15 protein-coding genes are annotated in these 20,005 nt (G+C 67.0%); 5 read left to right on the top strand and 10 right to left on the bottom strand.

All coding sequences use genetic code 11. The features are described from left to right. Positions 1-69 precede the first annotated feature (69 nt). Together ptsP and otsA are read right to left on the bottom strand one after the other, a co-directional pair. Entirely contained in the window at positions 70-2,337 is a 2,268-nt protein-coding gene (gene ptsP / locus CYD53_RS09990; RefSeq protein WP_103717970.1) for a phosphoenolpyruvate--protein phosphotransferase, read from the bottom strand. Between the two features lie 310 nt (positions 2,338-2,647). Continuing rightward, the gene (gene otsA, locus CYD53_RS09985; RefSeq protein WP_210202318.1) at positions 2,648-4,273 is read right to left on the bottom strand and encodes an alpha,alpha-trehalose-phosphate synthase (UDP-forming); all 1,626 of its coding nucleotides are present in this window, start codon (positions 4,271-4,273) and stop codon (positions 2,648-2,650) included. A gap of 311 nt (positions 4,274-4,584) precedes the next feature. Between otsA and otsB the strand changes: the two genes are divergently transcribed. After that, entirely contained in the window at positions 4,585-5,376 is a 792-nt protein-coding gene (otsB, locus tag CYD53_RS09980; RefSeq protein WP_425428277.1) for a trehalose-phosphatase, read from the top strand. 8 nt (positions 5,377-5,384) lie between these two features. Further along, positions 5,385-7,226: a glycoside hydrolase family 15 protein gene (locus CYD53_RS09975; RefSeq protein ID WP_103717902.1), complete on the top strand. Its 1,842-nt coding sequence runs from the start codon at positions 5,385-5,387 to the stop codon at positions 7,224-7,226. 16 nt (positions 7,227-7,242) lie between these two features. Here CYD53_RS09975 and CYD53_RS09970 read toward each other — a convergent pair whose 3' ends face one another. Then, a complete protein-coding gene (locus tag CYD53_RS09970) occupies positions 7,243-7,485 on the bottom strand; it encodes a hypothetical protein (protein ID WP_103717901.1) in 243 nt (80 codons plus the stop codon). A 207-nt stretch (positions 7,486-7,692) separates the two neighbouring features. On the opposite strand from CYD53_RS09970, the gene CYD53_RS09965 reads away from it, so the two are divergent. Further along, positions 7,693-8,274 (top strand): TetR/AcrR family transcriptional regulator, encoded by a 582-nt coding sequence (locus tag CYD53_RS09965; protein ID WP_103717900.1) that lies wholly within the window; start codon positions 7,693-7,695, stop codon positions 8,272-8,274. Between the two features lie 7 nt (positions 8,275-8,281). Here the strand turns inward: CYD53_RS09965 and CYD53_RS09960 are convergent, their stop codons facing one another. From CYD53_RS09960 to CYD53_RS09930, 7 genes are all read right to left on the bottom strand, one after another. Then, positions 8,282-9,490: a M20 family metallopeptidase gene (locus CYD53_RS09960; protein ID WP_103717899.1), complete on the bottom strand. Its 1,209-nt coding sequence runs from the start codon at positions 9,488-9,490 to the stop codon at positions 8,282-8,284. 179 nt (positions 9,491-9,669) lie between these two features. Then, on the bottom strand, positions 9,670-10,302 hold the full coding sequence (locus tag CYD53_RS09955) for a LysE family translocator (protein ID WP_103717898.1): 633 nt from the start codon (positions 10,300-10,302) through the stop codon (positions 9,670-9,672). Between the two features lie 135 nt (positions 10,303-10,437). Next, positions 10,438-12,099: a M14 family metallopeptidase gene (locus CYD53_RS09950; RefSeq protein WP_146055871.1), complete on the bottom strand. Its 1,662-nt coding sequence runs from the start codon at positions 12,097-12,099 to the stop codon at positions 10,438-10,440. A 126-nt stretch (positions 12,100-12,225) separates the two neighbouring features. Continuing rightward, on the bottom strand, positions 12,226-13,851 hold the full coding sequence (locus CYD53_RS09945; RefSeq protein ID WP_103717896.1) for a thiamine pyrophosphate-binding protein: 1,626 nt from the start codon (positions 13,849-13,851) through the stop codon (positions 12,226-12,228). Between the two features lie 115 nt (positions 13,852-13,966). After that, the gene (locus tag CYD53_RS09940) at positions 13,967-14,470 is read right to left on the bottom strand and encodes a DinB family protein (RefSeq protein WP_103717895.1); all 504 of its coding nucleotides are present in this window, start codon (positions 14,468-14,470) and stop codon (positions 13,967-13,969) included. 14 nt (positions 14,471-14,484) lie between these two features. Further along, positions 14,485-15,705, bottom strand: a complete 1,221-nt coding sequence (locus CYD53_RS09935) for an NAD(P)/FAD-dependent oxidoreductase (protein WP_103717894.1) — start codon at positions 15,703-15,705, stop codon at positions 14,485-14,487. Positions 15,706-15,950: 245 nt separating this feature from the next. Further along, positions 15,951-16,859, bottom strand: coding sequence for a LysR family transcriptional regulator (locus CYD53_RS09930; protein WP_103717893.1), 909 nt, complete (start codon positions 16,857-16,859; stop codon positions 15,951-15,953). Positions 16,860-17,084: 225 nt separating this feature from the next. Here CYD53_RS09930 and amaB point away from each other — a divergent pair, with 225 nt between their 5' ends. Continuing rightward, positions 17,085-18,605: an L-piperidine-6-carboxylate dehydrogenase gene (gene amaB, locus CYD53_RS09925; protein WP_103717892.1), complete on the top strand. Its 1,521-nt coding sequence runs from the start codon at positions 17,085-17,087 to the stop codon at positions 18,603-18,605. A gap of 142 nt (positions 18,606-18,747) precedes the next feature. Then, entirely contained in the window at positions 18,748-19,965 is a 1,218-nt protein-coding gene (locus CYD53_RS09920) for an acyl-CoA dehydrogenase (protein ID WP_092170025.1), read from the top strand. Positions 19,966-20,005: the final 40 nt, after the last annotated feature.

Below are 20,005 nucleotides of genomic sequence, written 5' to 3'. Positions count from 1 at the left end.
CGTCCTCGAACTCCTGGCATTCGCGCAAAATCGCCAGCGTCAAATCGACTCCATGGCTCATAACAGCCTCTAGACCGGAACCTTGAATTCGGCGGCGAGCGCCGCCAGTTGCGGCCGCAGGCTGGCGACGCCGTCCGGCGAGGCCAGCATCCAGTCGAGCCGCTCGCGCAGCCTCTCCACGTCGAGCGCGCGCAGCATTGCCTTGACCGGGCCGATCGAGGCCGCCGACATCGAGAAGGCGCGGTAGCCGAGGCCGATCAGCGCCATCGTCTCCAAGGGCTTGCCGCCCATCTCGCCGCAGACCGTCACCGGGCAATTCGCCTCGGAGGCGGCCTCGACGATGCTGCGCAGCGCCCGCAAGGCGCTCACGCTCAGCGGATCGAAACGGTCGGCCACACGCTTGTTCTCGCGGTCGGCCGCGAACAGGAACTGCATCAGGTCATTGGTGCCGATCGAGAGGAAATCGGCCTCGCGCGCGATTTCCGCCAGCTCGAAGAGCAGCGAGGGCACCTCGACCATGACACCGAGCTGGAGGCTGAGCGGCGGCGCATGGCCTTGCTTGGCCAGCATCGCCTGCTCGCGCCGGACAATCATGCGGGCGCGCAGGAACTCGTCGACCGTCGCGATCATCGGCAGCATGATCTTCATGTCGCGGCCGGCGCCGGCGCGCAGCAGCGCGCGCAGCTGCGCGCGCAGAAGCCGCGGCTTGTCCAGGCCGATGCGGATGGCGCGCCAGCCCAGGGCCGGGTTCTCCTCCTCGACGCGCTCCATATAGGGCAGCACCTTGTCGCCGCCGATATCGAGCGTGCGGAAGGTCACGGGCCGGCCTTGCGCCTGGTCAAGCACGGCGTTGTAGAGGGCCTGCTGCTCGCTGGTCGTCGGCATGTGCTCGGCGACCATGAATTGCAGTTCGGTGCGGAACAGGCCGATGCCCGAGGCCGCCGTCGCCTCGATATTGGGCATGTCGACGAGCAGCCCGGCATTGATCTGGAGCAGGATCGGGACGCCGTCCTTGGTGACGGCGGGCATGCTCTTGAGCTTGCGGTACTGCTCCTGCTTGCGGGCGCGCAAGCGCGCCTTGTCCTTGTAGGCGTTCTCGACGTCGGGCTGCGGCCGGATCTGGACCTCGCCTGCCTGACCGTCGACGATGACGGCATCGCCCGGCTGGACGAGTGCGGTCGCGTTGACGATCTCGCCGACGGCCGGGATTCCGAGCGCGCGCGCAACGATGGCGATATGGCTGGTGGGGCCGCCCTCCTCCAGCACCAGGCCGCGCAGATTGGCGCGGTCATAGTCGAGCAGCGCCGCAGGGCCCATCGAGCGCGCGATCAGGATGGCGTTCTCGGGCAGCTCCTCGCGGGCGACGCCGTTGGCCTTGCCCATCAGCGTGCGCAGCAGGCGGTTGGCGAGATCGTCGAGATCGTGCAGGCGCTCGCGCAGATAAGGGTCGGTCTGGCGCAGCATCTTGGCGCGCGTGTCGGACTGGACACGCTCAACGGCGGCCTCCGCCGTCAGGCCGGTCATCACGACCTCGCGCATGCGCCTGAGCCAGCCCTGGTCATGGGCGAACATGCGGAAGGTCTCGAGCACCTCCCTGTGCTCGCCGGTATGGGCGACGTCGCCGCGCTCGAGCAATTCATCGATCGAGGTCCGCATCTCGGCGATCGCGGCTTCGAGCCGCTTGACCTCGCTCGCCGGATTCTCGGCGATCAGGTTGGTGATGGCGACGCGCGGCTCGTGCAGCACGGCGTGGCCAAGGCCGACGCCATCGGCAAGCGAGACGCCGATGCCATGGATCGGGCGGTCGAGGCCGATCGAGGCGCCGGGCGGCGCGAGCGATTTCAAGCCGCCGGCCGCGATCATCTCCGCCATGATCATGGCGGTGGTCTGCAGCGATTCGATCTCCTCCTCGCTGTAGAGCCGCGTCGCGCGGTTCTGGATGACGAGGACGCCCATGACCGCGCCGCCGCGCAGGATCGGCACGCCGAGGAAGGAGCGGTAGATCTCCTCGCCCGTCTCGGGGCGGTAGGAGAAGGCCGGGTGGTTTTGCGCGTCCGACAGCGCCAGCGGCTCGGCCTCGCGCGCGATCAGGCCGACGAGGCCCTCGCCGGCGCGCATCAAGGTGAGATGGACCGCCTCGCGGTTGAGGCCCTCGGTGGCATAGAGTTCGAGCGAGCCGTCCTCACGCAGGACGTAGACCGAGCAGACCTCGGCGACGAGATTGCCTGCGATCAGGACGACGAGCCGATCCAGCCGCTCCTGCGGGCTGATCGACGCTGCCATCACCTCGCGGAGGCGGCGCAGCAGAACGCCTGGTCCTCCGAGAGCGCCTCGCATCAATCCCAGCCCTCCGCCCGCCTCCTCAGCCATTGCGGCCGATGTCCATCGCAGACCTGACACCTGTCGTGGCCGAGTCGCAAGCGAACCTCGGTTCCAGCCGCTTCTAGCGAGGCAAGGGCCTGTTCGGCAAGGGCTGTGCGCCGGGGCAAGGCCTTATCTTCGGCAAATCGTCAGTTCGGGGGAAAGAGCACGATGCAACAAAGTGGGAAACGGTTTTTCGCATTGATCCTGCTCTCACTTTCAGATGAGAGACGGATTCAGATTTCAGACGGGGTCGCATTGTCACTCCCCCTGAAATCATCCGGCTCTAGGCTGGTCCAAGCCCGGCTCCGTTGCTCGCCGGCGTGGCGGCGACGGCGGGTTTCACCGAAGCCCCGCCTTTCGGCTTCGCCGCCGGCGGGGCCGCCTCCAGAGCCGTTTTCCGAACCGTTTCCCCCTGGCCTGGGCCCTCCATCTCGGGTTGGGGCGCCGGCCTCACGACCTGCAGTCTGGGCGCCGCTTTTTTCGACGCGCTGCGCTTTGGCCCGGATTTCGGAGCGTTGTCCTGGATGGGCGCCTCGATGCCCGAGAGCGCATCGAGATAGCACTGCGTCCACCAGCCGATATCGGTCGCTTCGATGATCTCGTAGAGGCGCTCGAACCGGCGAATCCGCTCGGATTTTGGCATCGCGAGCGCGGTGCGGATCGCCTCGGCGACCTCATGGGTGTCATAGGGGTTGACGATCAGCGCCTCGCCCATCTGCTGCGCCGCGCCGGCAAAGCGCGACAGCACGAGCACACCGGGATCGGCGGGATCCTGCGCGGCAATATACTCCTTGGCGACGAGATTCATGCCGTCGCGCATCGGCGTCACCAGCCCGACCTGGGCACGCCGGTAGAACCCCGCCAGCGCATTGCGCGAATAGGCCTTCTTGACCACGCGGATCGGCGTCCAGTCGAACTCGCCGAGCGCGGCGTTGAGGCGGCCCGCGGTTTCGTCCGACTGACGGTCGAGCTCGGCATATTCGGGCACGTCGCTTCGCGAGGGCGGCGCGATCTGCAGCAAGCCGACCCGGCCACGATGTTCGGGATGGCTGCGCAGGAATTGACCGAACGCCTCGAGCCGCTGAACGATGCCCTTGGAATAATCGAGCCGGTCGACGCCGATGACGAGCTTGCGGGCGCCCAGCGATTCCCGGGTGGCCTTGATCGGACGCGTCGCTGCCCGCTCGGAGGCCGCGGCGAGCTTGCGGAAGGCCTCGACATCGATGCCGATCGGGAAGGCCTGCACCGTGGTTTCGCGGCGGCCCATCCTGACCTTGCCGCCCTCCACCCTCGCGCCGCAGAGCGAGACCAGGCCGCTGATCAGATTGCGGACATCGACCTGCGTCTGCACGCCGACGAGATCATAGGCGCCCATCGTGCTGATCAGCGTGGCGCTGAAGGGCAGCGCGCCGAAAACCTCCGCCGGAGGCCAGGGAATGTGATGGAAATAGCCGATCCGGTTGGTCACGCCGCGCCGGCGCAGCTCGGCGGCCAGCGGGATCAGGTGATAATCGTGGATCCAGATCAGATCATCGGGCTTCAGCAGCGGGATGAGCGCCTTGGCGAAGCGGCGGTTGACCGCGAGATAGCCTGCATAATCCGTGCGCGAGAACTCGGTCAGGCCGAGCCGGTAATGCATATTGGGCCAGAGCGCACGGTTGGAGAAACCGAGATAATAGGTCTGGCGCTCGCTCTCGCTGAGATCCGTGACCGCATAGGTCACCTTGCCCCGCTGAACCGTGCGGACAGCCTGGCCACCAGGGGCGTCGCTGACATCCCCGCTCCAGCCGAACCAGAGCCCGCCCCGTTTCTCCAGCGCCTCGCGCAGCGCCACCGCCAATCCCCCTGCCGCCACTTTCTCGTGACGATCTGGAATGGTGACGCGATTCGAGACGATGACGAGACGCATGGCGCGACAGCTCTCCTTTTTGAATTGCGACCGGTCGCCAGAATTTCGACACCGGTGGCAGGAACAGAACGCGGCTGAGCACGTAATGTTTCCGAGGCCTCCGTCTTCGCAGATGGCGAAGCGGTGGCAACGTCACGTCGAGAACGTGACGGTAACGGGAAGCTGGACAATAAATGTGGCGAGTTCGCGAACCGAGTCGCGATCCGCCAGGCATGGCGGCGTTTCGGCACAAGGAATTCTCAAGGTGAAGGGCCGTGTTTTCGCCCGACTCATGGCTCAGACAGATCGAGATCTCGCGCAGATAGACAAAGATGATGACACTGGCAGAAACTGAATTGCTTCACGATATCCACGACATCGATCCCGCGGAGGCCGAGATCGCCCTGTTTCTCGACTTCGATGGTACGCTTGTCGAAATCGCGCCCGTGCCCGACGCCGTGCAGCTCGACCGGCAGGTCGCTCCGGCGCTGGGGTTCCTGCGCGACTCGCTTGGGGGAGCGCTGGCGCTCGTCTCCGGCCGGCCCGTCAGCTTTCTCGATGAGATTCTCGCGCCCTACCGGTTCGATGCCGCGGGGCTGCACGGCGCGCAAATTCGGGTCGGTGACGAGATCCGTTCGCAGTTCGCGGTGCCCGACGCGATGCGCGAGGCGACCCGCGATCTGGTGCGCTTCGCCAACAGCCATGTCGGCATCATCGTCGAGGACAAGCACATTTCCATTGCCGTGCACTGGCGGCTGGCGCCCACGCTGAAGGACGAAGCACTGGATCTGATCCGCACGATTGCTGCTCGCATGGGGCCGGCCGTCCGGCTCCAGGAAGGCAAGTCGGTGGCGGAACTGGTTCCCGCCGGCGCCAGCAAGGGCGGCGCCATCGTTCAATTGATGCAGAGCGCACCCTATGCCGGACGCAGGCCCGTCTTCATCGGCGACGACATCACCGACGAAGCCGGCTTCAAGGCGGTGAACGCATTGGGCGGGCTCTCGATCCGGATCGGCGATGGCGAGACTTGTGCCGCGCACCGCATTGCCTCGCCGACCGCCCTGCGCACGATCCTTCTCACCGCGGCAGAACACGGCCGTCTGACCGCTTCCAGCTTCTCATAAGGTTACCGATGACAGTTTCGACGACGATCGCGGGACGGAACTCCGTCTCGCTCGACCTCGGCGTGATCGGCAATTGCACGATCGCCGCGCTGATCGACAGGCGCGCCCGCATTGTCTGGGGCTGTTTTCCGCGCCTCGACCGCGACCCGGTATTCTGCGCGCTGATCGACAACCAGCCGGACGATGACGGGGCGATGCCGAAGAAGGGCGTCTTCGCGATCGAGCTGGTCGGGATGACACGCTGCGAGCAGAATTATCTCGACAACACCGCGATCCTGTCCTCCGTCCTTTCGGACGATCACGGCAACGCCATCGAGATCCTCGATTTCGCGCCGCGTTTCGTGCGCTTTGAGCGCTTCTTCCGGCCGCCGCAGCTGGTGCGGCGGGTCAGGCGGATCTCGGGCCGGCCGCGCATCCGCATCGTGCTGAAGCCCTGCCTGGGCCTCGGCGAAGAGCCCGACGAGATCACGCGCGGCTCCAACCATGTCCGCTTCGTCGGCGCCGACCAGACCATCCGCCTGACCACCGACGCGCCGGTCTCCTATGTCGTCGACAGCATCCCCTTCGCGGTCGACCGGCCCTTCTCCTTCTTCATCGGCTCGGACGAGGCACTGCGCGCCGAAATCGAGACGACTTCGCGCGAATTCCTGGACAAGACGACCGATTACTGGCGCGACTGGGTGCGCTCGCTCTCGATCCCGTTCGACTGGCAAAAAGAGGTGATCCGCGCCGCGATCACGTTGAAGCTCTGCTCCTTCGAGGAGAGCGGCGCGATCGTCGCCGCGCTCACCACCTCGATCCCGGAGGCGCCCGGCACGCAGCGCAACTGGGACTATCGCTTCTGCTGGCTGCGCGACGCCTATTTCGTCGTCCATGCGCTCAACCGTCTGGGCACGACGCGAACGATGGAGGATTATCTCGGCTTCATCACCAATATCGTCGACACCTTCACCGAAAGCGGGGCCGAGCATCTGCCGCCGCTCTACCCGATCACGCGCAGCGGGGCGCTGGACGAGTTCGAGGCCCCCAATCTCTCAGGCTATCGCGGCCACCAGCCGGTGCGCTTCGGCAATGGCGCGGCGACACAGATCCAGAATGACGGCTATGGCGCGGTCGTGCTCGCGGCGACGCATTCCTTCTTCGACCAGCGCCTGATCCAGCCCGGCAAGGACATGCTCTTCGCCCAGCTGGAGCGCATGGGCGAGCTCGCCATCACCTATTTCGACAAGCCCGACGCCGGCCCCTGGGAGCTGCGCGAAAGGCAGGTGGTGCACTCCTTCTCCAGCGTGATGTGCTGGGCCGCCTGCGACCGCCTCGCCCGCATCGCCGGCACGCTCGGCCGGGCCGACCGCAAGGAGTATTGGAGATCCGAGGCCAAGCGCTTGAAGGGCATCATCGGCGAACGCATCTGGAACGAGGAGAAGGGCCATTTCGTCTCGACCTTCGACGGAACGGAGCTCGACGCGACGCTGCTGCTCTTCGCCGAGCTCGGCTTCGTCAAGGCCGACGACCCGCGCTACATCGCGACCGTCGAGGCGATCGGCCGCGATCTCACGCGTGGCGACCTGCTGCTGCGCTATGCGACGCAGGATGATTTCGGCTTCATGCACACCGGCTTCCTGATCTGCGCCTTCTGGTATGTCGATGCGCTCTTCGCCATCGGCCGGGTCGACGAGGCCAAGGAGCTGTTCGGCCGCATCCTGAAACGGCGCAACAGCTTCGGCCTGCTCTCGGAGGATGCCGACCTCACTACGGGCGAGCTCTGGGGCAACTTCCCGCAGACCTATTCGATGGTCGGGCTGATCAACTCGGCGATGCGGCTCAGCCGCAACTGGGAAGAGGCGTTCTGAGCCCGCACGTGCCGGATCAGCGCGGCGAACCGAAGCGGAAGGCGACCGGAATCACCGCGTAGACCATCACCAGTACCATCGGCGGCACGGCCACTGCCGTGACGCCGAGAGTCGGCCAGCCCTGGGTGAAGGGCGCAAGCGCCGCCAGCAGCAGATTGATGGCGGCATAAGCGCCCAGCGTCGCTACAATCAAGAAGCGCAGCCGCGCTACGAGGCGCGACAGGACTGCGGTATGCGAGGTCGAAGAAGGTGAGCCCATCGGGCAACTCCATTCATAACGAAACGTATCGTTTCTATTTGTTGATCTAAACGGGCCGTTTCGTTATGTCAAGGAGCGAGTGATGAACGCGCCGGCCTGACCGCAGCGCGGAATTTACCTGCATAGTGCCACGGCTCGAACGGCCGGCCGGCTCCCGCCTGTCCGCCACGCTAGACGGTGGTGGTCGCGCCTGCGGAAGGTGGAACGATGGAACCGAAAACGAAGCGCCGAGCCTCGATCGGCGCACGACGCAGCCCCGAGACAGAGGCGGCCGTGAAGGCAGCGGCCCGGGAGCTGCTGGCGGAGAAGGGCTATGCCGGCTTCTCGATCGAGGAGGTCGCGCGACGCGCCGGCGCCGGCAAGCCGACGATCTACCGTTGGTGGCCAAGCAAGGCCGACCTCTTCATCGCCATCTATGGGGCGGACAAGGACGCCGCAATCCCGGTGCCGGACACGGGATCGCTTCGTGATGATCTCCTGCTCTACACGAAGGATCTCTGGCGCTTCTGGCGCGAGGATACGGCGGGGCGCGTCTTTCGGGGGCTGATCGCCGAAGCGCAGACCAGCGAGGGCGCACTCGCCGCCTTGCGCTTCAAGTTCATGCCGGAAAGGCTGGCTTCACCCCGCAAAATGTTCCTGCGGGCTGCCGAGCGCAGCGAGTTCCCAGCCGACGAGATCGACGACCGTCTCGAACTCTGGGTCGGCTTCAACTGGCTGCATGTGCTGACCGACCGGCTAAGCGAGAACGAGCCCTCGTTGCCGCACAAGATCGCCCTGCTCTGCCGTTGAGCGTCGCTCACTCCATCCTGGCCGCGGTCCGCATCACCGCCAGCGCCAGGACCTGCGCGGCGGGAACGATGCTCTCGACCTCCAGGAACTCGTCAGGCGTATGGGCCAGGCCGCCGATCGGACCGACGCTGCACAGTGTCGGACAGCCCTGCGCGGCGGTGAAGCCCGAATCGGCGCAGCCCCCGGTGAACTCGGCGGCGACGCTGATGCCGAAGCCCGCCGCCGCATCGCGATAGGTCTCGAACAGGACAGCCGATTCGGGCGAACGCTCCAGCGGCACGAATTCGCCCTTGACGGTCAGGGCGCCGGTCGCGCCCGGCACCACAGGCGTCTCGACGATGGTTCGGATCGCGCCTACCAGCTCGTCGCGCTGCGCGGCCGTGACATAGCGCAGGTCGATCTCGCACCAGGCATGGGGCGCGATGGTGTTGACGGTCTGGCCGCCGCCGATCAACCCGACATTGACGGTGACGCCGCGCTCCAGATCAGTGAGGCCCTGGAGCCTGGGGATCTTGTGGCCGAGATCGACGATGGCCGAGACGCCCTTGTCGTAATTCGCGCCGGAATGGGCGGCCTTGCCGGTGAACTCGGCGCGCATGAAGACGCCGCCCTTACGGCCGGAGGTGATCGACTGCTTCTGGTCGCGGCTGAACTCGGTACCGGCCGGCAGGCGGCTCGGCTCGGCATTGAAGACGCAGCGCGCCTCGCGAGCAGCGGCCTCGATGATCGGCCGCGAGGATGGCGAGGCGATTTCCTCATCGCTCGTCGTCAGCATGAGAAGCGGCGCGGAGAGGCCGCCGCATTCGGCGAAGGCGGCGGCCACGAAAGCCTCGATGACGAGGCCGGCCTTCATATCGGCAACGCCTGGCCCGTAGGCCCGGCCGCCCTTGATGGTGAAGGGCCGGCGCGTCGGCTCGCCTTGCGGGAAGACGGTGTCGCGATGGCCGAGCAGCAGGACCGGGCGCTGGTCATTGGCTGACGGATTGGGCAGGCGCGCCTTGACGGCGTCGCCATAGCGGGCATCCGGCACGATCTCGACAGACAGCCCGTTCGCCTCATGGAAGCGCGCCAGAACCTGCCCTGCCCGGTCGACGCCGGCCTTGTCGTAGGAGCCTGAATCGGTGTCGACCATTTCGCGCAGCAGCGCGACCATCGCCTCCTTGCGGCTCGCAAGCCAGGCCGTGACCTTCGCTTCCTCAGGCGTCAAATCGCTCATCGCTCATACTCGCAATCGTTCCAGACGGGACAATGTCCCGAGCTTAATCAAGGCCGGCGCGCAGCGATAGGATCTCGAGGCGTCCGATCATATCCCCACTCAAACCCGCGCCGACATCGCCGCGCTGGACAGCCACCACCACATCCTCGAGCCGCAGGCGACCTGGCTGCGCCGAGCGATCAGCGCCGGGCTTCCATCGCCATGCGCAGGGCAAAGCCCGCGAGCACGGTGCCCATCAGCCAGCGTTGCACCAGGGACCAGAACGGCCGCGTCCGCAGAAACAGAGCGATGCTGCCGGCAGAAAGCGTGATCAGCGTGTTCACGCTGACGCTGACCGCGATCTGGATGAAGCCGAGCATGATCGACTGCGCCAGCACGCTGCCGGCGGCGGGATCGATGAATTGCGGCAGCAGCGCCAGATAGAACACCGCGATCTTGGGATTGAGCAGGCTGGTCAGGAAGCCCATCGCGAAGAGCTTGCGCGGGCCATCGGGCGCGAGTTCGCGCACATGAAAGGGCGAGCGGCCGCCGGGCTTCAGCGACTGCCAGGCGAGATAGAGGAGATAGACGACGCCCGCGAGCCGCAGCGCGTCATAGGCGAACGGCACCGCCAGGACGAAGGCGGTGATGCCGAAGGCGGCGCAGAACACATAAAACAGAAAGCCGAGCGCGATGCCGCCGAGCGAGATCAGGCCGGCGCCGGGGCCCTGCGAGATCGAACGCGAAATCAGGTAGACCATGTTCGGACCTGGCGTCAGCACCATGCCGAAGGCCAGGAGCACGAAAGCAAGCAGGTTGTGAATCTCGGGCATGAAACCGCTCCAGCAATGGCGCGCACAATGCCCGCATCCGGACGGCCCCGACAATCATCCGGCGACGCGCCCCTCTCATGCAGCGCAAGCGTAACCTGCTCGGGTCGCGCGCGGAGCGACGCTGCCGAGGCCTGCTCAGCCAGGCTTGGCGGGGCAGTCGATCGCGCCCGCGCCGGCCGGCAAGCGGAGCAGCGGCAGGCGGGCGCCGACCTCGCCGGGGAACAGGCCCGCGCTGACGAAGCCGCCGGCGGCATCAGGGTCGAGCGAGGCGACGACGAGGCCGACCAGAGGCTGCTCGACCGGGACATAGCGCGAGCCGGCCGGCAAGGTGACGGGCGCAGCGTCGCGCTCCGCCTTGGTCGAGACGCCGCCTTCGGGATTGATGGCGCGGGGGTCGACCTGCCGGCGCGCCGTCACGGTGAAGGCTTCCGCGCCCGACACCGTCGCGGGAGCCATCAGGATGCAAGAACGGATGCCGCGCCGCGCCAGCGCCTCGCGCACCGGCGCCGTCGCTTCGCCATCCGCGAGCCAGTAGCCGGCCGGGCGCGGGCGCACCACGGTCGGCTCGATATGGCGGGCGTCGATGAAAGGCACCGCGGTCGGGCGCGGCGCCGCCGTCACCGGATCGACCAGCGGCACGAAGCCCTGGACCACCGGGACGCGATGCGCAACGACGAGGTCCGCATGCGAACGCGCCGCCTCCTGGCGGCCCTCGGCAACGGCACGCCGCAGCCGGGCAGGATCGGCAGCCGCTGCCCGCAAGGCGCCGATGGCGGCAAGATAGTGAGTGGCGACACGACGCTGGAAGCCTTGCGTGCCGATGCCGACGCCGCGCGTCTCCAGCAGGATCGACACCGCGCCCATCAATCCGAAGGCGTTGCGCGCGATGCCGGCCGCATTGCCGCCGGTCGCGACGGTCTTGTCCTCCGGCCTGGCGTTCGGAGAGGTCTGATAGACATAGGCCGTCAGCCCGGCGCTTGCAGCCGCGGCCTCGATCGCAGGCAGGAAGAGCTGGTCGGCCAGCGCGGTGGCGCGCGCCGGCACCAGCGGATGCGTCGCGCGCATATAGACGAAGTCCGTCGCATGCAGCGCCTCGAACTTGGCGAGCCAGCGGCCGCCGACCGTGAACTCATGCGCGTCGATGACGAGGTCCGGCGGCAAGGTCGCAACCGCCGTCTGCAGGGCGCGGGTTTCGGGCAGGGTCAGGAGCAGGTGATCGCGGTTCGGGTCGGCCTTGGCGGCGGTGTCGCGCGTGAAGGCCGCGGCGCCGTCGGGATTGGAGCGCGGCACGATGACGATGGTCAGCGCCCGCGTCAGCTCGGCGAGCTCGCCGCCCGCGGCAAGGTCCTTCGCCAGCGCCAGCATCGCCTCGCCGCCCGCCGGCTCGTTGCCGTGATGCTGCCCGATCAGCCAGACCACCGGCCGGTCGGCGGGCTGGTTCCTGGCCGCCTCCTCCAGGCTGCGGGCACCCTCGGCCGTGAACAGAAGATAGGGAATGTTGCGGCCTTCGAGCGAGCGGCCGAGCGAACCGATACCAAGATTGGCGGCATTGCCCAGCGCCGCGATGAAGGCCTCCATCTCGGCCTGGGTGGTGAAGCCGGCAGCCTCCCGGCCCGGATCATAGCTGCGGGCGCGCGCCTGCGCGAAGAAGGGCGAGCGCAATGTCACCGGCACATCGGCATAGCGCGCAAGCACTGCCGGCGCCTGCCGAAGCTCGCCCTTTGCCGGGGCCTCCTGCGCCAGCGCCGCGGCAGTGAAGGCGAGGCCGAGCGAGATGGCGGTCAGGATACGAAGCACGGCTGAAGCCTCCGCAAGCGCCCGCAACGCTGGCAGGCAGCCGTCATCCTGCCGAGTTGGTGGGCGACTTCAAGCGAAGATCGCCCGCGGCTTCTCCGGCTCCAGCCAAGCGGCCTGTTCGTCGCCTCAGATCTTCCCGTCATAGGCGCGCCGCGCGATCCGGCAGGCCAGCACGGTGAATGCAGAGCGGCCAAGCGCGGCCTCGACTTCCCGTTCGAGCGCCCCGGCGTCGTCGACCCAGCGACCGACACCGCCGAGCGCCTGCGCCACGGCCGGGAAATCGCTGCCGGAGAAATCCACCGCCGCATTGGGGCGCTGGCTCGCGCGCTGCTTCATTTCGATCAAGGCGAGGCTCTCATCGACCAGGACGACGATGACGACGGGCAAGCCCAGCTCGCGCGCGGTCGCGAGCTCGCCCAACCCCATCTCCAGCCCGGCATCGCCGACGAAGGCGACGACCGGCGTCGTGGGCCTGGCGAGCTTGTAGCCGAGCGCCAGCGGCACAGCGCAGCCCATGGTGCAAAGCCCGGTCGATTGCAGGATCGCGTGCGGGATGTCGGTCTGCCAGATCTGAGAGAGCAGGATGCGATGGGCGCCGGAATCGATGGTGATGACGGTGTCTGCCGGCGTCGCGGCGCGCACCGTCTCGAAGACGACATCGGGTCCCCAGGCGGCCGGGGAGGCGAAGCTGTCGCGCAGCGCCTGCCGCGCCGTCGTCGGTTCGCCGCCCGGCCAGACATGGCTCCTGGCCGGTGCGACGCTCAAGCCCGACAGGCTGGCCGCGATGTCGCCGACGATGAGATGGTCGCTGCGATGCACGCCATGGAGCATCGCCTCGGCGACGATGTCGATGATCTGGGTTCCAGGCGAGAACGGATCGCGCCAGTTGAGGCGCATCTCGATTGGATCATAGCCGGCGAGCACGATCACATCCGCGGCCTTGACCAGCGGCAGCAGCAGCTTGTCCGCCTTGGGTGAGAGGCCAGCCCCGCCAAGCGAGAGCGGATCGCTCTCGGGCAGCACGCCCTTGGCCTTGTAGGTGGTGATGACGGGGATGTCGCGGTCGCGCGCGAAATCGGCGACCACATCGGCCGCGCCCTGGTTGACGACATCGAGACCGGCGATGATCAGCGGGCGCTCGGCATTCGCCAGAGCCCCGCGAGCCGCCTCCAGGCCCGGCCCCTCGGCCGGCCGCACCGGCAGAGGCAGCGGAGCCGGCGGGCGCGCGGACGCCTTGGCGGGCCCTTCCGCCACGCCGATCGGCACATCGATATGGACCGGGCCGGGCCGGCCCGACAGCGCGATGGCGAGCGCCTTCTCGACGACGAGGGCGGCGGTCTCAGCCGTGGCGCGGAAGCTCGCCTTGACGATCGGACGCAGCAGCGCCTGATGGTCGAAGACCTGATGGGTGTAGCTCTCGGCCTCGGCCGTGTCGACGCAGCCGGTGACGAAGATCAAGGGCACACGGTCCTGCAGTGCATTGGCGACGACATTGGCCGCATTGGCGACGCCCGGGCCGAGCGTCGCGTAGAACAGGCCCGGCGCGCCCGTCGCATGCCAGACGCCCTCGGCCATGAAGCCGGCCGCGTTCTCATGCTTGACCAGAATAGGCTCGATGCCGGCCGCACTGAAGGCCTCGACCAGCGCCAGGACCTCGCCGCCGGGAATGCCGAAGGCGTGGCGGATGCCAGCCTGAGCGAGGCCTCGCGCGATCAGCTCCGCGCCGGTGGTGATCGTCTCTGAGTTGGGCATGCATGGCCATCCATCTGTGGCGCAAGCGAGGGCGCCCGCGCTAGGGTCTTCCAAATCGGGCTCTACACCATCATTGGCACGTCAAATCTGCGTGACCGGCGGGCGCGGCCCAGCGTCACAGTGCCTCGAGCAGCATCAGATCGGTGTCGTGCGGTGTCGCCCCGGCGGCGGTCAGCATGGCGTGAACTTGCCCGCGATGATGGGTTTGGTGGTTGAACATGTGCATGACGAGCAACGCTTTCGGCCTGGTGAACTCACGACGGGCCATGCCCGAGACCCAGGTCAGATCGCCAGCAAGCCAGTCCGGCGAGAGCGTCGCGGCCCATTCGCCGATCAGCGCATCCGTGACTCGCCGCTCGGCAAGGAGTTCGGACCATCCCTCGATCATCCGGGCCGACTCGCTGCCCGGAACCGACGGCTTCGGCGTGCCGGCGAAACGCGAGAGCCACATCCGGTCGCCCCAGAGCAGATGGCAGAACGTGGCATGGATCGAGTTGAAGAAGGCTCCGCGATTCTGCCGGCGCGCCTCGTCGGTGAGCGACGCTGCGGCGGTATAGAGATTGTCGTTCTGCCAGGCGTTGTAGCGCGCCATGGTCTGGACGAAGGCAGGGTCGATCATCGCGCAGGCCTTTTTCAAATGATGTTGGCTTCCTTCAGCGGCCTGCCCTCGACGATGCGCTCATGGCCGAGGTCGGCAAGGTCGAGCGTGCGATAGCTGCCATGCAGGATATGCTCGGCAAGTCCGCGCCCGACTGCCGGCGACTGCTGCAGGCCGTGGCCGGAGAAGCCATTGGCGAGATAGAGATTGGGCACGCCGACTGCCGGGCCGATGATCGCGTTGTGGTCGAGCCCGTTCATGTCATAGGGCCCCGCCCAGGCGCGGCCGGGCCTGATCTGCTCGAAGGCCGGGATGCGATGTGCCAGCGCCGGCCAGACCGTCTCCTCGAAGAAGGACCAGTCGACGTCCTCGACGCCCGGATCGCTCTCGATCCATTCCTGGTCGGCCTCGTTCGCCGGCGAGGAGCTGCCGATGAAGAGCTGCCCCTCGCCGCCGCGCTTGCCCTCGGGCCGGCACCAGACGCCGGTGGTGTCGATCAGCAGCGGGCAGTTGTCGACCTCGCCCTTGCAGGTGAAGGAGAAGACATAGCGCTTCATCGACTTGACCGGGATCACCACGCCGGCCGTGGCTGCTAGCCGCGCGCCATGGGTACCCGAGGCGTTCACCACCGCGCCGCAGGCAATGCGGCTGCCATCAGTGAGCTCGACGCCGGTGACGCGACCGCCTTCGACGCTGTAGCCGGCGACCTCGCCCTGGCGGTATTCGACGCCGAGCGAACGCGCCTTCCTGCGGAAGGCCTGCAGCAGCGCCCAGCCGTCGAACCAGCCTTCGCCGCTGACGCCATAGGTGCCGCAGACAAGGTCCGACGTATTGAGCCAGCCGAATTTGCTGCGCAGCATATCCGCAGCATAAAGCGCGATATCCGCGCCCTCGGCGGCTTGGAGCGCCTGGTTCGCGGAGAGGATCGGGGCGCCCTCGTCGCCCCCGAGATAGAGATAGCCGCCCTCATGCAGATCGATGACGGGCGTCTCGCCGTCGACCGCGAGATGGGTGCCGAGATTGCGCAGGAAATCGATGCCGAAGAGCGAGATGCGGATGTTGACCGCGCTGGAATATTGCTGGCGGATCGAGGCCGCCGACAACGCCGAGGCGGCCAGGCGATAGGTCGGGTCCTTCTCGACCACCACCACCTTGCCCTTGAAGCCGGGATCGGCGGCGAGGTGATAGGCGACGGAGGAGCCGATCGCGGCACCGCCGCAAATCACGACATCGGCGCTTTCGGACGAAGACGACATGGCTGTCCCGCGGAGCATGGCCGCGATGCATTGCGACCGAGGTTGGTGAATTCAGCGCATGAATGACGCGACAATGACGCCTTGTCGAGGGCTGTCGTCGCAGGCCTCGCAAAGCAATCTCGGTGCCACCGAGCAAAGCCCCGGCAGCCTCCGAGCGCAGACGCGCCGGCAGCCGACTCTCGTCAAGACGTCAGAGCAGGATCAATGCCAAAACCGGTTCCCACTTTTTCGCATGCTGCTCTGGCTCACGCACCGCATTCGCCGAGCAGCCAGTCGCGAAAGGCGATCACCGCCGGCAAGCCGGCCTTGGCCTCGGGATAGACCAGATAATAGCCCTCGGAGCCGGTCACCGGCCGATCGACGGGGATGACGAGCGCACCCAGGCGCAACTCCTCCTCGACGAGGAAGCGCGGCACGATGGCGAGCCCCAATCCTGCGACCGCGGCCTGCGAGACCATGGCGAACTGCTCGAAGCGCGGCCCCATCAAGGCGCGCTCGGGAGGCAGGCCCTGCTGCTCCAGCCAATTGGCCCAGGCGCGCGGCCGCGTCGATTGCTGCAGCAGGGGCGCGCGCAGCATGTCCGCCGGCTCCGCCAGGCCAAGCCGCGCCACCAGGGACGGCGCCGCGACGGGGATGATCTCCTCGCCCATCAAGCGGTGCAGCCTGGCGCCGGCCCAGACGGGGTCGCCGAAATGGATCGCGGCGTCGACCTGTTCGCGCGCGAAGTCGAAGGGCACCAGCTTGGTGGTGAAGTTGATCGTGATGCCGGGATGCGCCTCGATGAAGCGCGACAGGCGCGGGATCAGCCAGCGTGTGCCGAAGGTCGGCAGGATCGCCAGATGCAGTACGCCCGCCGCGCCGCGAAAGGCCATGGCCGAGACGGTGGCCGCGGCCAGCCGCGACAGACCGTCCCGGATCTCGGCCGCATAGGCGCTGCCCGCCGGCGTCAGGCTGACGCGCTGCCTGACGCGCTGGAACAGGCCGACGCCGAGAACCTTTTCGAGATGCGCGACCTGCCGGCTGACAGCGCCTTGCGTCAGGTTCAACTCCTCGGCGGCGCGCGTGAAGCTGCCATGCCGGGCCGCCGCCTCGAAGGCGGCGAGCGCCGAGAGCGAAGGCACCGAAAGCCGGCCCGGGACGATGTCGAAGTCCATGAGAAACTCTCATCAAGTCGTGAGAACATATCGATTGCCCATGCGGGGTGGAAGAGGGCATTCTCCGCTCTTCCGGCGCGGCGGCTCGAAGTCCCGCGCCGCTTGGCGTGTTTCGCTAGGGCAGGATGCGAAAAAGCGGGAACCGGTTTTTCGCATCCTGCCCTGACTTTTAGATGAGAGCCGGATTCAGATTTCCGGCTCTAGCGACGGGTTTGGAATTCACAGATGGCTTCATCTTTGCCGCAAGACGCGCTGGCGCTGCTCAAGCGCCTCGGCGTAACCGACGCCGCCTTCGCCAAGGCAGGCCTCCCCGCCCATTCGCCGATCACGGGCGAGGCTGTCGCCACGCTCCGCGAGACGAGCCGCGCCGAGGCCGAGGCCGCGATCGGCCGGGCCCAGGCCGCCTATCTCGCCTGGCGCAAGGTGCCGGCACCGCGCCGCGGCGAGTTCGTGCGCCTGCTCGGCGAAGAACTGCGCGCTGCGAAAACCGATCTCGGCCTGCTGGTGACGCTCGAAGCCGGTAAGGTCGTTTCCGAGGGCCTCGGCGAGGTCCAGGAGATGATCGACATCTGCGATTTCGCCGTCGGCCTCTCGCGCCAGCTCTATGGCCTGACCATCGCGACCGAACGGCCGAACCATCGCATGATGGAAACCTGGCACCCGATCGGCGTCTGCGGCGTGATCTCGGCCTTCAACTTCCCGGTCGCGGTCTGGTCCTGGAATGCCGCGCTCGCCTTCGTCTGCGGCGACAGCGTCGTCTGGAAGCCCTCGGAGAAGACCCCGCTGACCGGGATCGCCGTGCAGGCGATCGTCGAGAAGACGATGAAGCGCTTCGGCCCCGAAGCCCCGGTCGGTCTCTCCGAGATCCTGATCGGCGGCCGCGAGATCGGCGACATCCTGGTCAGCGACCATCGCGTGCCGGTCGTCTCGGCCACGGGCTCGACCCGGATGGGCAAGGAGGTGGGCCAGAAGCTCGCCGCGCGCTTTGCCCGGGCCATCCTCGAACTCGGCGGCAACAATGCCGCGATCGTCGCGCCCTCGGCCGATCTCGACATCGCGCTGCGCGGCATCGCCTTCGCGGCGATGGGTACGGCCGGCCAGCGCTGCACCACGCTGCGCCGCCTGATCGTGCATGAGAGCGTCTATGACGCGCTGGTTCCCAAGCTGATCAAGGTCTACGGCTCGGTCAAGATCGGCGATCCGCGCGAGGCCGGCGTGCTGGTTGGACCGCTGGTCGATGAGGCCGCATTCAAAGGCATGCAGGCCGCGCTCGCCGAGGCCAAGGCTGCCGGCGGCAAGGTCCATGGCGGCGAGCAGGTCACGGTCGGCGCAGGCGGCTTCTATGTCCGCCCTGCCCTGGTCGAGATGCCTTCGCAGACCGGCCCGGTCGAGCGCGAGACCTTCGCGCCGATCCTCTATGTGATGAAGTACAAGACGCTCGACCAGGCGATCGCGCTGCAGAACGCGGTCGGCGCCGGCCTGTCCTCCTCGATCTTCACGCTCGACATGCGCGAAGCCGAGATCTTCGTCTCGGCCGAGGGCTCCGACTGCGGCATCGCCAACGTCAATATCGGCCCGTCCGGCGCCGAGATCGGTGGGGCCTTCGGCGGCGAGAAGGAAACCGGCGGTGGCCGCGAGGCCGGCTCCGATGCGTGGAAGGCCTATATGCGCCGCGCGACGAATACGCTCAATTACGGCACGACATTGCCGCTGGCGCAGGGCGTCAGCTTCGATGTGGATGCGTGACGATTTGAGCTAGGGAACCACGCCGTCATTGCGAGCGTAAGCGACGCAATCCAGGAGCGGCAGCGCTCTACGTCCCCCTGGATTGCTTCGTCGCTTCGCTCCTCGCAATGACGGTGAGCAGCGAACAAGAGGGAGACACACCATGGCCGAAGCCGCTCGCAGCCACTCCACCAGCCACAAGCTGGCCGAGTTCACCTGGGACGACGCCTTCCTGCTCGACGAGCAATTGAGCGAAGATGAGCGCCTGATCCGCGACACCGCCCGCGATTTCGCGCAGGAGAAGTTGCAGCCGCGTGTCTCGGAAGCCTATCTCAACGAGACCACCGACCGCGCCATCTTCAACGAGATGGGCGAACTCGGCCTGCTCGGCGTGACGGTGCCCGAGGAATATGGCTGCGCCGGCGCGAACTACGTCTCCTACGGGCTCGTCGCCCGCGAGGTCGAGCGCGTCGATTCCGGCTATCGCTCGATGATGTCGGTGCAGTCCTCGCTGGTGATGTACCCGATCTATGCCTATGGCGACGAGAACCAGCGCAAGAAGTACCTGCCCAAGCTCGGCTCGGGCGAATGGGTCGGCTGCTTCGGCCTGACCGAGCCCGATGCCGGCTCCGATCCGGCGGGCATGAAGACCCGCGCCGAGAAGGTCGCTGATGGTTACAAGCTGACCGGCTCGAAGATGTGGATCTCGAATTCGCCGATCGCCGATGTCTTCGTCGTCTGGGCGAAATCGGCGGCGCATGACAACCAGATCCGCGGCTTCATCCTGGAAAAGGGCATGAAGGGCCTCTCCGCCCCCAAGATCGGCGGCAAGCTCTCACTTCGTGCCTCGATCACCGGCGAAGTCGTGATGGATGGCGTCATCGTCCCCGAGGAGAACCTGCTGCCGAATGTCTCGGGTCTCAAGGGTCCATTCGGCTGCCTGAACCGCGCCCGCTACGGCATCTCCTGGGGCGTGATGGGCGCCGCCGAGGATTGCTTCCACCGCGCCCGCCAATACGGGCTCGATCGCAAGCAGTTCAACAAGCCGCTGGCCCAGACGCAGCTCTACCAGAAGAAGCTCGCCGACATGCTGACCGAGATTTCGCTTGGCCTGCAGGGCTCGCTCCGCGTCGGGCGTCTGCTCGACGAGGGCAAGATGGCCCCGGAGATGATCTCGCTGGTGAAGCGCAACAATTGCGGCAAGGCGCTCGACATCGCCCGTCAGGCCCGCGACATGCATGGCGGCAACGGCATCTCGATCGAGTACCAGGTGATGCGCCATGCGGCCAATCTCGAGACGGTGAACACCTATGAGGGTACGCATGATGTGCATGCGCTGATCCTCGGCCGGGCGATCACCGGCCTGCAGGCGTTTTTCTGAGACGCCATCCACGTCATGGTCGGGCTTGACCCGACCATCT

Origin of the sequence: Allobosea psychrotolerans (assembly GCF_002917105.1) — a bacterium.
GTDB lineage: Bacteria > Pseudomonadota > Alphaproteobacteria > Rhizobiales > Beijerinckiaceae > Allobosea > Allobosea psychrotolerans.
Note: the sequence above shows the minus strand (reverse complement) of the source record. Positions and strands in the feature narration are given on the sequence as shown.